Source organism: Variovorax sp. OK605 (genome assembly GCF_900115445.1).
In the GTDB taxonomy this organism is placed as follows: domain Bacteria; phylum Pseudomonadota; class Gammaproteobacteria; order Burkholderiales; family Burkholderiaceae_C; genus Variovorax.
Genome location: NZ_FOWL01000007.1, coordinates 86,609 through 99,700, shown reverse-complemented (window position 1 = coordinate 99,700; position 13,092 = coordinate 86,609). Strand labels below are relative to the sequence as shown.

Sequence of the window (13,092 nt, the reverse complement as noted above, 5' to 3'; positions counted from 1 at the left end):
GGGGGCGTGGGGAGCAAAGGCGGGCCTTCGGGAGAATAACCCGCCCCGCACCCCGTGCGCGTCAGTCGGTCTTCACCCACACGGCCTTCGTCTGCTGGTACTCCGCCATGTGTTCCGCGCCCGACTCGCGGCCGTACCCGCTCATCTTGTAGCCGCCGAAGGGCACGGCCGGGTCCATCACCTGGTAGCAGTTGACCCACACCGAGCCCGCGCGCAGGCCCTTGGCCACGCGGTGCACCTTGCCCACGTCGCGCGTCCACACGCCGCTGGCCAGGCCGTAGTCGGTGTCGTTGGCGCGGCGCAGCATGTCGTCGATGTCGTCGAAGGGCAGCGCCGAGATCACCGGGCCGAAGATTTCCTCGCGCGCGATCTTCATGTTGTCGCTCACGTTGACGAACACCGTGGGCGCGACGAAGTAGCCGTCCGACAGGCCATCGCGCTCCAGCCGCATGCCGCCGGCCAGCGTCTTGGCGCCCTCCTGCTTGCCCGCGGCCAGGTAGCCGCTCACGCGGTCGAGCTGCTGCTGCGACACCAGCGGGCCAATTTGCGTTTCAGTGTCCAGCGGGTTGCCCACGCGCAGCGAGCGCGCGAAGTCGGCCACCTTGTGCACGAACTCGTCGTACACCTTGCGCTCCACGAACAGCCGCGTGCCCGCGCTGCAGATCTGCCCCGAATTGCCGAACACCGCCATGGCCGCGCCGGGCACGGCCGCGTCGAGGTCCGCATCGGCAAACACGATGTTGGGCGACTTGCCGCCCAGCTCCAGCGACACCCGCTTGATGTTGCTTGCCGATGCGCGAATGATCTTCTGCCCCACCTCCGTGGAGCCCGTGAACGCCACCTTGTCCACGCCCGGGTGTTCGGCCAGCGCCGCGCCCGCGGCGCCCAGGCCCGTGACCACGTTGAACACGCCCGGCGGCAGCCCGGCCTCCGCGCACAGCTCGGCCAGGCGCAGCGGCGACAGCGGTGCCTGCTCGGCCGGCTTCAGCACCAGCGTGCAGCCCGATGCCAGCACGGGGCACAGCTTCCAGATGGCCAGGCCGATGGGGCCGTTCCACGGGTTGATGGCCGCCACCACGCCCACCGGCTCTTTCAGCGTGTAGCTGAACACCTCGCCGGCCGCGGAGTTCTCGATGGTCTCGCCGTGCGTGGACGTGGCCAGCCCCGCGTAGTAGCGCAGCAGCGCCACCGCGCGGCGCCGGCCGAGCGTGGTGCGCGCAATAGGGCCGCCCATGTCGAGCGTGTCGAGCATGGCCAGCTCGTCGTAGTTGGCCTCCACCAGGTCGGCGATGCGCAGCATGACCTGCTGGCGGTCGAAGGGCTTGAACTTGCTCCACGGCCCCACGAAGGCGCGACGCGCCGCCGCCACGGCCAGCGCCACGTCGCGCTCGTCGGCCTCGGCCACTTCGGCCAGCACCCGGCCCGTGCTCGGGTTGATGGTGTTGAAGGTGCGCCCGGAGAGCGCGTCGGCATGCTTGCCGTCGATGAACAGGCGCTTGACGCGGCCGTCGAGAAAGGCGGGCGTGGGCAAGGAAGTGAGCTGTGCCATGGGGGGTGTCCTTGAGGGGTCGTGGTGTTCGTGAATGGCGGTGTTCGTGAATGGCTGTCTCGTGAACGGCATGTGCGTCAGGCCGACAGCCGCGCCGCGCTGCGTGCCTCTTCCTGCATGAAGGCCGCCGCGCGCTCGCCGATCATGGTGGCCGGTGCGCTGGTGTTGCCGCCGACGATGTTGGGCATGACCGACGCGTCGGCCACGCGCAGGCCTGCGATGCCGTGCACGCGCAGCCGCGCATCGACCACCGCCAGCGGGTCAGTGGCCGGGCCCATCTTGCAGGTGCCCACCGGGTGGTAGGCCGTGTTGACCTGCGCGCGCAAGGCGGCTTCGAGCTGTGCGTCGGTCTGCACCTGCGGGCCGGGCGCGATCTCTGCGCCCGAGAACGGCGCCAGCGCCGCGCCCGCGAAGATGCGGCGCGCCTCGCGCACGCCGCGCACCAGCGTTGCCAGGTCGGCCGGGTCTTCCAGAAAGTTCGGGTGCATCACCGGCTTGGCCGCCGGGTCGGCCGAGGCCAGCTCCAGGTGGCCGCGCGCGGCGGGGCGCAGCAACTGCACCAGCACCATGAAACCGTGGTCGCGCGGAATGACCCGCGCGCTGCCCTTCAGGCCGACCAGAAAGGTCATCTGCACATCGGGCCGGTCCAGCCCCGGCAGGCTCCTGAAAAAGCCGCCCGCCTCCGCCGCGTTCGACGACAGCATGCCCTTGCGGTTGAACAGGTAGCGAAACGGGCTGGCCAGCATGCGCGGCCACGACCTGGCCGACAGCGCGTAAGACTCCCCGCTCGGGTTGCCGTGCGACACGAACACCGTCGGGTGGTCCTGCAGGTTCTGCCCCACGCCCGGCAGGTCGGCCAGCACCGGAATGCCCCAGCGCCGCAGGTGCGCGCCGGGCCCGATGCCCGAGAGCATCAGCAGCTGCGGCGAGTTGACCGCGCCGCCCGACAGCACCACCTCCTTCGACGCGCTCAGCAGGCGCCGCCGGCCGTGCTCACCCGGCTCGTCGTCCTTGCCCTTCTGAACGATGCGCACGCCCACCGCGCGCCGGCCCTTCAGCTCGATCTTTTCGACCAGCGTGTCCGCGAACACCGTGAGGTTCGGCCGGCCCAGCACCGGGTGCAGGAACGCGCGCGAGTTGCTCAGCCGCACGCCGTGGCGCTGGTTCAGGTCGTACAGGCCCATGCCGTCCTGCTCGGGCCCGTTGAAGTCGTCGCTGCGGCGGTGGCCGGCCTGCACGGCCGAGTCGACGAAGGCCTGCGACAGCACGTTGGGCGAGGTCGGCCGGCTCACGTCGAACGCGCCGCCCGCGCCGTGCAGCGGCGTGGCGCCGCCGTGGTGGTTCTCATGCTGGCGGAACACCGGCAGCACGTCGTCGTAAGCCCAGCCGGGGTTGCCCAGCGCGGCCCACTCGTCGTAGTCCAGCCGGTGGCCGCGGATGTACACCGAGCCGTTCACCGAACTGCAGCCGCCGAACAGCTTGCCGCGCGGGCACGGAATGGTGCGGTCGTTGACCGCCGCGCCGCCCTGAAAGCCGTGCTGCCAGTTGTAGCGCGCGTGCGGCAGCAAGAAGATGTTGCCGACCGGCAGCGAGGTTTTCACGTTGACCGGAAACTGCCGGTCCGACGGCCCGGCCTCGATGAGCGCCACGCGCACCGCCGGGTCGGCCGACAGGCGGTTGGCGATGACGCAGCCGGCCGAGCCGGCGCCGATGACCACGTAGTCGAATACATCCGGGGAGCGATGCATGCTGCTTGTCTCCTTTTGTCGGAGCGCCGGGTCAACCGCTCCTTTCTTGTCTGGAAGACGAGCATCCCTTGGCGGGCATGCAGGGACAAGGTGCGGGGGCGCACATCATCTGTGAAGAGGTGGCACAGATGGTACGCATGCGAACGATGACGGCCCGGCGCAGGTGCGCCCGTCGATGCCCGCCAGCGCAGGTCGATGCAGGCCGGCACTACTCAATGAAGCTCGGCGTGCACCGACGCGCACCGACGCGCACCGACGCGCACCAGTGCGCGCCGGTGCGTGTCAGCGCGCAGCAGGCGCATCGCGCCGCCGCCGGTCGGCCTTGGGCAGGTCGGCCGCCGCCACCATCGCCTCGCCGCGCGCATGCAGGCGCTGCAGCATGCCGTCGAGCAGCGCCACCTCGCCGGCGCTCAGCGCGCCCAGCAGTTCGGCATTGATGGCCGCGACCAGCGGGTACAGCTGCGCATAGAGCGCCGCGCCCTCCGCGGTGAGGCACAGGCGCACATGGCGCTTGTCACCCGCGGGCCTGTCGCGCGAGACCATGCCCTTCTTCACCAGCGAGCTCACCGCCTTGGACGTGCGCGCCCGGTCGAGCTGCGCGTGCTCCGCCAGCTGCGACGATCCCAGCGCACCCTGGCTGGCCAGCGTGGCAAGCAGCCGCCACTCGCGCCGCGTGATGCCGAAGCGCCCTTCGCACAGCCGGATGACCATGCCGCCCGCCACCGAGAGCAGCCGGCTGGTGCGGTACAGCAGCAGGTCGTCGAGCGGACGCAGCGGCGCTTTCATAGGGTTAGCCCGGGGAATGGTTGATTAGATGAATCAATTGTCAGCGCTCTACAGTGGCTGCGAGCCCTCACCAACGGAGACAAGACAAATGATGAAAGCAGACCCGCCGCACCTGCGGCGGCGCCATGTGCTGGCCGTGCTGGGCAGCGCGGCATGCGTACCCCTGGCGGCGTACGCGCCGCTCGCGCTGGCCCAAACTCAAGCCGCGGCTGCCCCCGCGCTTGCACCCGGCACGCCCATTCGCGTGCTGATTGGCGTGCCCGCCGGGGGCACCCAAGACGTGCTCACGCGCGCCATTGCGCAGGAGGTGCGCGAGTCGCTCGGCCCGCTCGTGGTCGACAACCGCTCCGGCGCCGCGGGCCGCATCGCGGTGGAGGCCGTGAAGACCGCCGCGCCTGACGGCCGCACCCTGCTGCTGGGCACGGCCGGCATGATGACCATGTTCCCCAGCGCCTACAAGAACCTGTCTTACGACCCCATCAAGGACTTTCAGCCGATCGTCAACGCCGCGCGCTTCGAGCTGGCGCTGGTCGTGCACAAGGACGTGCCCGCCAACAACCTGGCCGAGTTCATCGCGTGGGCCCGCAAGCAGCCGGGCGGCGTGAGCTTTGCGTCTTACGGTGCCGGCACGCCGTCGCACTTTCTGGGCGAAATGCTCAACCGGTCGGCCGGGCTGCAGATGGTGCACGTGCCCTACCGCGGCTCCACGCCCGCGCGCCAGGACGTGATGGGCGGCACCGTGCCGGCCTACTTCGACACCGTGGGCGGCGCGCTGCAGATGCTGCCCAGCGGCCGCGTCAAGGTGCTGGCCACCAGCGGCGACAAGCGCTCCCCGCTGATGCCCAACGTGCCCACCTTTGTCGAAGGCGGCCAGAACAACGTGGTGGCGACCGCCTGGTTCGCCTACTACGCGCCGCTGAAAACGCCCAAGGCGGTGGTCGACCAGCTGCGCGCCGAGTTCATGCGCGCGGTGAACACGCGCGAGGTGCGACAGCAGCTGGTGCAGAACGGCATGTACCCCGTGGGCGACGGCGCCGACGCGCTGGTGAAGACCATGCGCGAAGACTCCGCGCGGTGGGCGGGGATCATGAAGGCCGTGAACTTCCAGGCCAACGACTGAGGCCTGGCGGGGGCCGCGGCGCAACAAGTGTTGCGGCCCGTTGAACATGCGTGACGCAAGGCCATGCGGCCTTGCGCATCACGAATGCTGGCGCTGAAAGACGGCGCACCTGGCGCCAGCCAACGCCGCGCAGCCGAAGCTGTATTTGTTGGCGCGAATCGAGACTTCGTCATGCACGAAGCGGGCACTGCGCACGTGCTCTTCTCTAAAGTGAATGCCCCTGTCACTCAACTCCCCACCAAGGGGACAAGGAAGGCGTCACACACCACGGCGAAACATTCTTGAAGGCTGCTTGCCTCGCGGCAGGTTGTCGGTGCGAAAGCAACGATGCAGATGCGAGGTATCAAAAGGCGACGGCCAGGGTGCTACTAACACCCCGACCGTCTAACCAAAGACGTGCACCAACCTCTAAAGGAACGCACAAAAATGGCTAGCAAGACTATAGCCCGGCATCCCACGCCCGGAGCTTCCGAAGACAACGCCCAAGACCCGGCGGATCGTCTCGAAAACACCCTCTCCCAACTCGAAGCCCTCCTGTGGGTCTGCCACGGGGAAGACATCGACTGGTGCAGCGGGGACGGGCCTCGACAGCTGGACAACCTGCTTTGGCTTGCGGCGGAGTTGGCGCGCAAGGCTGGGGAGTTGTTTCAGGAGAGTGAGAAGGCGCGCAAGGGCGCGTCTGAGACTGGCGGGTAGGGGCCGGTCTGGCGGGCTGCGAGTTTCGTAGCCCGCTCTTCACGACGCCCACACTCAAGACCCCGATTAAATGCCCCGCCGACTCGAAACACTCTTTAGCTTTGGCCAATCTGCGCAAACTTGCATTCAGTCAAATGATCCTGCGCAGTTCTAGATACAGTTGCTACCGACTGTTTTCTATATTTAGGTAAAAAGCGAAAAATCTGCCGGCAATTGTTCGTTTTTTAAATCCGCAACAATCGCAATGCTATGTTTAGCTCGCGTTATCGCCACATAAAGCTTCGCTTTGGTCAACGGCTTTAAAGCCACATTGGAATCAAGAATCCAGCCAAGCATGTCCTTTGTTGGATGAATTAGCACACGATCAAAGCCAAGACCTTTTGATGCACCGAAATTCATCACCTTAAAACCGTCAACGACTCCCTTTGTTTTTATGCTATCTCGAAGTTGTACAGGCTGATAGAGTTCTGAATACCGTCGAATGTCTTTCGGACGCACAATAAAAAGACCTGTTGCAGGCAAACTTTTTTCTCTGCACGCTTCGCATATGCATGCAGCACTCGGCGTCATATCTGGAAATAGCTTGGAAGACAAATTACAAATTTCTTCGCTATTTCTATGCGATGCATTCAGACTATTTTCATCAACGCTATATTTTACCTTCTTAGGAACGTTTTCTTTCAAAAATTTAACAATTCCACCGTTCGAATATTTCTTAAACTTCGCCTCATGATGCGTTAAATAGGTAACTTGACGAGGATCACCAACGAGCAGAATTCGAGAAAAACTCTTAAACAAATCAATCAGTATTTTGAGGTCATATCCCGCGAGATCCTGAACTTCGTCGATAAAAATATACCCGAAAATCCGGCTCATCCTATCAATTACATTACCGTCAGATCTTTCATTGCAACGCACCACCAACTTTGAAAGCTTATCCGAATAAACACGGTCAGCACGATCAAAATAGTGCCTCCGAAAATCAGTCTCTCCCCAATAAACATTTTGCCCATTGCTATTAACAAATCGCAGCCCCGATTGACTCGACACAAGCTGCATACCTTTGACTTGAAAATCAAACAAGCCTCCTTGAAAGGGCTTGACCCCATGGCCAATCAAGAACGAAAACCAAGTCTGCACCACCACATTGGCCGGAATAAATCCATTGATATCAAATATTTTCTTTCGAATTTCCGCTTCGTTTGATTCGGTGTACGTGACGATCAATACATTTTTATCTTTGACTCTAAGCGCCTCATTGACCAAATAAGTAGTTTTCCCCGATCCAGCAACAGCAATGACAACATCATTTTCAGAATTCATACAGCAATTGCTTCTTTGATGTATTCGGGATAGCTTATTTTCTTGTTGGAGCTAAAAATAGCCAGCGCCACTTCCGTTTTGTTGGCGCGCATGTGTATATGCATTTCATCATCGGTTTTAGGAGTGGTTCCGATGACGGTCGCGAGTGCGTTCCGCCCGTTTTCCTTTAAGAGCTTTGGCTCGAGGGTGTTGTAGTTGAACGCCGTCTTTTTATCGCCGACAACTAGATTCCCACTATCCACTGTCTTGTCATAGCAAATTTTGATATTCGCACTAGCCGCAAATTCCGCATACTTTTTAGAGAGTGCAGCTGGATTTCCGTCGTTGTCAGTGACAACCGCAACAGGTATGTTTAGCGCCGAAGCAAGCTCAAGAAAGCGAAGGAAGGATGTCCCTACAGATATGACATCGATTTCGTCTTCAATCGGTAAGCGGCCCGCATTGCTGTCCATATATGCACGCTGAACCACAAGTTCGTCAGAGTCACCTTCCACCAGTATTGCCTTTTTCGCCAATACCAGCCGCAGCGTGTCATAGCCTGCAAGCTTCTTAAAAAATTCACTTGCCTTTAACTCATTTACGCGAGCCATTTTCGCATTACGGAGCAATAATAAGTTTTCCAACCCCAGCTTGTTGGCAACGAAGCTACTATGAGTTGATATAACTACTTGCTTCTGCCCGTTGTCCGTACTAAGGTCGCTAATAAGTTGATTTAGCCGGGTATGCGAAAGATGGTTTTCGGGCTCTTCGATTAATAACAGGGTTGCTTCTTTGTTTTTTTTGGTACTTAGAGCCAATTTGGTTTTTATGATGCACTGCTCGCCCTTTCCAATGTAGTGGAACGGAATATTGTCGATATAAGTCATAAGACTACTCTCCCAAGCATTTTGAGAAGATAGATCAACGGAAATGCTGACCGCCTTATTACTTATCTTGGCAGAAGTAGTAATTTTTTCATTGATTACTTTTAAATGAGCATCAGACATGAAAGCTTCTCTCAGCTTTCGATGAGCCTGTGAAATAGATGCTCGCTCATTTTCTTCCAGGCTATCTTTAATAATTCTTGAAATGTAAGCATCAGAGCCGTTCTGATAACGAGAACTAGATGAATCAATTAACGCTGATTTGATTGGAACGTTTCGCGCTGTTATTCCTTTTCTTGCGAACGAAGTCATTTTGCTCACGTAGTATTCGACAGGAATTGAACTTAGTCCTCCTGCGCCAATCATTTCAGCGTAGGCATCCCCATAATTCTCTTCATCGAAATGAATTCTGAATGAAATTCCCGACGCTGCCACTTTTTCTGAATTTCCATCGCCTTCCAACTCCGCCAACGCAGGGCCATCTCCGGAAAAGAATATTTCAATGCAGATTTCAGGGGGAGCTGCGGGAGTTGGGGTACCTAAACTGGCGAGGTATGCTTGTTCGACACCAGCATTGAACAAGTAACTAGATAACTCGTTTCTGATATTTCTACCGCCAATCAATCCAGTCATTGCAAGCTGAATTGCCTCCAATATTGTTGACTTTCCGGCCTCATTACCGCCCACAATAATATTTACACCGGGATTAAGAAACGCAACAAACGTTCCCGCGTAGCATTTGAAGTTGGTAATTTTGACTTTGCTGATCCGCATATATGCCCCTCGGTCCTTGTGTTGAAAGTTATTTCAACACTGTAACTCTTGAAATGGCGTCACGCGATATTTGAACGATGCGGGTGGCGTTTTGAATCGCGCACCAAACTCTTCTTTAGGGCCTCCCGACTGCAAGTAACAGGGGCAGCTATAGAGCAAACTCAGTCGATATAGACAGAGGCTTAGAGTGGAACGGCATAACGATCCTGACCTTGTTGCCGAGCGCAAGGAGATGCCGGGCGGAAATCCGTTGCACTTCTCCCCCCGCCCAAACGAGCCCTTGCGGCTGCCACGCAAATTTCTTGCTCGTGTCTAGATCGACTCACGGCTAGGCACTCCAGTCGTCCATAGACAACTAAACCGGATTGCCAGGTCGGTGACTATCAGATAGCGCCAGGCGTACTCAAACACTCCTGAGTCGCACTGGCCACCAGCCCCCCCTCCCCGTCATAAACCTTCGCCACCGACAGCCCCCTCCCCCGCGCCGCACAAGGGCTCTGCACATCGAAGCAAAGCCACCGGTCCGCGCGCAGCGGCCGGTGAAACCAGATCGCGTGGTTCAGGCTGGCCACGTGCAGCCGCTCTCCATCGCGGTCCAGTTGGGGCACGTGGATGCCCACCGCCGCAAAGTTGAGCCACCAGTCCGACAGGTACGCGAAGGCGGCGGCGTGCAGCATGGGGTCGTCGGGCAGCGGCTCGCGCGTGCGCAGCCAGAAGTTCAGCTCCGCGCTCTGCGACGCCAGCCCCAGGCTCTTTGCGGCATCGCCCACGCGCAGGTCGAGCAGCGTCGAATCCATCTGGTAACCCAGCGTGCGCCACACGGCACTGGCCACGTCCGCGGGCATGTCTTCCATGCGCGGCAAGGTAAAGGGGTCGACGCCCTTCGCCAGCGCGGGTGCCGGCATGGCGTGCTCGGGGCCGGGCAGCGGCGTGGCAAAGGTGGCTTGCGCGTCGAGCACCACGCGGCGCGATGCGTCGTGCGTGGCCGGCTGCGTGCCGCGCACGTGGCGCGACGCAAAGCGCTTGCCGTCTTGCAGCACGCTGACCTCCAGGTCGATGACGCGCGCGGGGTCCGCGCTTTGCAGAAACATGAACTGCAGCGCGGTGATGTCGCGCCCGGCGGGCACGGTGAGCGACGCGGCCATGACGGCATTGGCCAGCAACTGCCCGCCGTACACGGTGCCGCGTGAGTTGGGGCTGGCGTAACGGGTGCGAAAGGTGGAAGGGCCCACGGGCTCCAGGCGCAGCAGCGCCTCCAGGTCGCGCGAGTCCCACGGCAGCACGGTGTTGGTCGTCGCCATCGCTCAGCGCCCCTGGAAGGCGGGCTTGCGCTTCTCCACCATGGCGGCGATGCCCTCTTGCGCGTCTTGCGTGGCGGACACGCGCGCGAGCGTGAGCGCCTCGTCTTCGAGCTGGGCCTCCAGCTGCGCGGCGCCGGCTTTCATGAAGAGGCGCTTGGTTTCGCCGAAGGCCACGGTGGGGCCGGCGGCCAGGCGGCGAGCGAGCGTCAGGGCCTCGTCTTGCAGTTGGTCGTCGGGCACGATGAGGTCGACCAGGCCGGCGCGCTGCGCCTCTTCGCTGCCCAGCACTTCGGCCAGCAGCACGAAGCGGCGCGCACGCGCCATGCCCATGCGCGAGGTGAGCGTGACGGTGGAGCCGGAGTCGCAGCTGAAACCCAGTTGCGCAAAGGCGGAGCCGATGCGCGTGGACGCGCCCGCCACCACCACGTCGCAACCGGCCAGCAGCGCCACGCCGCCGCCCATGGCAAAGCCCTGCACGGCGGTGACCACGGGCACGGGCATGCGCCAGAAGCGCTGCAGGCCCATGTGCAGGTCGGCCGTCCATTCGCGCACCAGCGGCGCAAGGTGGTCGCGCGCGGGGTAGAACACTTTCAGGTCGCCGCCAAAGCTGAAGTTGGCGCCCTCCGCGCGCAGCAGCACGGCGCGCAGTTGCGGCGCGTTGAGCAGGCCGGAGGCCACCTGCAGAAAGTCGCGCGCGAAGGTGCCGTCGAAGGGGTTGCCGCGCGCGGGTTGCGCAAGGGAAAGAATGGCCAGTCCGTCTTGCCATTCGACGCGGAGAGAGTCGGTCGATGTCATGGGAAGTTGTCTCCTTTTCTTGGGGGGAATGAATGCAACATGCGCTGTGCCTACGACACGGTTTCAAGCGCTTCAGAGGGCACGGCGTGCGGGCAAACCCGGCTACTGTTCTGTAGCAGATGATACGCTACCGTATTAGAATCGACCACCCTTCCCAGGCCCTCGCGCACACCCATGCTGACCCCTCAAGACGACCTCATCGGCCACCAGCTTCCCACCACGTTCGACCAGATCGACAACAGCGATCCGGCCTGGATGGAGCGGCTCTGGTACACCGGCCACCCCACGCCAAACGGCGACGTGATCTTCGACATTGGCCTGGGCTACCACCCCAACCGCAACGTGATGGACGCCTTTGCGGGCGTGGCGGTGCCGGGCAGGCAATGGAACTTCAGGGCCTCGCGCCGGCTGCGGCCCGACCCGCTGACGACCACGGTGGGGCCGCTGTCGATTCAGGTGCTCGAAGGCCTGCGCCGCCACCGGCTGGTGCTGGGCGACAACGACTCGGGCATTCGCTTCGACATCGAGTTCATCGCGAGCATGAACGCGCACGAAGAAAAGGCGCACCTGCGCCGCCGCGACGGCCGCGTGACGGAGAACATGGCGCGCGGGCAGCAGCTGGGGCGCTACAGCGGCTGGCTCGAATTCGACGGGCGGCGCATCGACATCGACAGCGCGAGCTGGATGGGCCAGCGCGACCATTCGTGGGGCGTGCGCGCCGAAATGCGCACCGACGAAACCACGCCGCCGCTCACTTTCTACCCGCCCTTTTTCTACTGCTGGACCACGGCGCAGTTCGCGAACCGGGGGCTGCACATCTTCTTCAAGGAGCGTGCGCCGGGCGAGAAGATCTATCTGTCGGGCGAAGAGGTGTTCGCGGCTGGCACCAAGGCATCGGGGCGCAACCAGCTGGTGGACGTGACGCACAACGCGCAATGGCACGACGACCCGCACGGCCAGTCGATGGCGTCGATGGCGCTGCACCTGAAGTTTGCGGACGGCAGCGAGCGGCCGGTGCAGGTGCGCGTGCTGCCGACCAGGTACTTCCTGAAGGGCGGGTTGTATGGCGGGCTCGACGGCTGGTTCCATGGCGACGACCGCGGCAAGCTGTACTTCGAGCACGAGGTGTGGAACCTGCAAGACCCGGCCACGCGCCAGCGCGTGCGCACGCTGGCCGACCAGGTGATCGAGGTGCGCGACGGGGACGAGGTGGGCTACGGGATCATCGAGTACGGCGTGGGCAAGGGCTTTGCGGCGTACGAGGCGGTGCAGCAGCATCCGCCGATCTGAGAACTTGAGAACCTGAGAGCCTGAGAAATGGGCTGCTGGAGCCCTTTCAGCGCGGCGCTTCTTTCTTGCGCCGCGCCACCATCGCCGCCACATGCGCGTCGATGGTCTCGCCGCTGACGCGCGCGTTGTTCTCCAGCGAGGCCTGGCGCTCATAGGCCAGCGCTTCTGCAAAGGGCAAGGCGGCGCCTTCGTCGAGCACGCGCTTGTAGGCGACCAGCGTTTCAGGCACGGCAGCGGCCATCTGCCGTGCGATGGATTCGGCCTTGGCCATCAGTTGGTCCGGCGGCACGACGTGGTTGACGAAGCCCCAGGCCAGCGCCTCTTCCGCGCCCAGAAAGCGGCCGGTGAGCGCCAGCTCTTTGGCGCGCGCCAGGCCAATGCGCCGCGCCATGCGCACGGAGCCGCCCCAGCCGGGCAGCAGGCCCACGTGGGCGTGCGTGTCGGCAAACTTCGCCTCGGTGGAAGCCACCAGCAGGTCGCAGGCGAGCGCCATTTCCACGCCGCCGGTCACGGCCATGCCGTTGATGGCGCCGATGACCGGGCCCGAGAAGCTGCCCAGCGCCTGCACGGGATCGTTTTCGTACGCGCCGGCCGCGAGCTTGTCGGAGGTGCGCCATTCGTCCAGGTCCATGCCTGCGCTGAAGGCCCGGCCCGCACCGGTGAGGATGAGCACGCGCACGCCGTGGTCGGCCTCCAGCGCCGCAATGGCCGCGACCATTTCGCCGCGCAGTTCGTTGGAGAGGGTGTTGCGCTGCTCCGGGCGGTTGAGCACCAGGGTGGCAAAGCCGTCTGCGTGGCGGTGGACTTGGAGGGTGCGGTAGCGAGCGGTCATGGGTGTTGGCGTGAG

Annotated in this window: 11 protein-coding genes; 3 read left to right on the top strand and 8 right to left on the bottom strand. The window is 62.6% G+C overall.

Going from position 1 to position 13,092, the window contains the following annotated elements; all coding sequences use genetic code 11:
- Window positions 1–61: 61 nt before the first annotated feature.
- From BM013_RS19210 to BM013_RS19200, 3 genes are all read right to left on the bottom strand, one after another.
- Entirely contained in the window at window positions 62–1,549 is a 1,488-nt protein-coding gene (locus BM013_RS19210) for an aldehyde dehydrogenase family protein (RefSeq protein WP_093129244.1), read from the bottom strand.
- 77 nt (window positions 1,550–1,626) lie between these two features.
- Entirely contained in the window at window positions 1,627–3,297 is a 1,671-nt protein-coding gene (locus BM013_RS19205; protein WP_093129243.1) for a GMC family oxidoreductase, read from the bottom strand.
- A 282-nt stretch (window positions 3,298–3,579) separates the two neighbouring features.
- Window positions 3,580–4,083 (bottom strand): MarR family winged helix-turn-helix transcriptional regulator, encoded by a 504-nt coding sequence (locus tag BM013_RS19200; protein WP_093129242.1) that lies wholly within the window; start codon window positions 4,081–4,083, stop codon window positions 3,580–3,582.
- An 88-nt stretch (window positions 4,084–4,171) separates the two neighbouring features.
- Between BM013_RS19200 and BM013_RS19195 the strand changes: the two genes are divergently transcribed.
- Together BM013_RS19195 and BM013_RS19190 are read left to right on the top strand one after the other, a co-directional pair.
- Window positions 4,172–5,203 carry a Bug family tripartite tricarboxylate transporter substrate binding protein gene (locus BM013_RS19195; protein WP_093129241.1) on the top strand — a complete coding sequence of 344 codons (1,032 nt, stop codon included), beginning with the start codon at window positions 4,172–4,174 and terminating at the stop codon, window positions 5,201–5,203.
- 426 nt (window positions 5,204–5,629) lie between these two features.
- Complete coding sequence (locus BM013_RS19190) at window positions 5,630–5,899, top strand: hypothetical protein (protein ID WP_093129240.1); 270 nt, start codon at window positions 5,630–5,632, stop codon at window positions 5,897–5,899.
- Between the two features lie 183 nt (window positions 5,900–6,082).
- Here the strand turns inward: BM013_RS19190 and BM013_RS19185 are convergent, their stop codons facing one another.
- The 4 genes from BM013_RS19185 to BM013_RS19170 form a co-directional block, all read right to left on the bottom strand.
- Window positions 6,083–7,222, bottom strand: coding sequence for a UvrD-helicase domain-containing protein (locus BM013_RS19185; RefSeq protein WP_093129239.1), 1,140 nt, complete (start codon window positions 7,220–7,222; stop codon window positions 6,083–6,085).
- Window positions 7,219–8,859, bottom strand: coding sequence for an ATP-dependent nuclease (locus BM013_RS19180; RefSeq protein WP_093129238.1), 1,641 nt, complete (start codon window positions 8,857–8,859; stop codon window positions 7,219–7,221). Before BM013_RS19180 ends, BM013_RS19185 begins: the two co-directional genes overlap by 4 nt.
- A 383-nt stretch (window positions 8,860–9,242) precedes the next feature.
- On the bottom strand, window positions 9,243–10,160 hold the full coding sequence (locus tag BM013_RS19175) for an acyl-CoA thioesterase (protein ID WP_093129237.1): 918 nt from the start codon (window positions 10,158–10,160) through the stop codon (window positions 9,243–9,245).
- Between the two features lie 3 nt (window positions 10,161–10,163).
- Window positions 10,164–10,955 (bottom strand): enoyl-CoA hydratase/isomerase family protein, encoded by a 792-nt coding sequence (locus tag BM013_RS19170; protein WP_093129236.1) that lies wholly within the window; start codon window positions 10,953–10,955, stop codon window positions 10,164–10,166.
- Window positions 10,956–11,129: 174 nt separating this feature from the next.
- Between BM013_RS19170 and BM013_RS19165 the strand changes: the two genes are divergently transcribed.
- Window positions 11,130–12,245 carry an Rv3169 family protein gene (locus tag BM013_RS19165; protein WP_093129235.1) on the top strand — a complete coding sequence of 372 codons (1,116 nt, stop codon included), beginning with the start codon at window positions 11,130–11,132 and terminating at the stop codon, window positions 12,243–12,245.
- A gap of 46 nt (window positions 12,246–12,291) precedes the next feature.
- On the opposite strand, the gene BM013_RS19160 is transcribed toward BM013_RS19165, so the two are convergent.
- Complete coding sequence (locus BM013_RS19160) at window positions 12,292–13,077, bottom strand: enoyl-CoA hydratase (protein ID WP_093129234.1); 786 nt, start codon at window positions 13,075–13,077, stop codon at window positions 12,292–12,294.
- Window positions 13,078–13,092 lie beyond the last annotated feature (15 nt).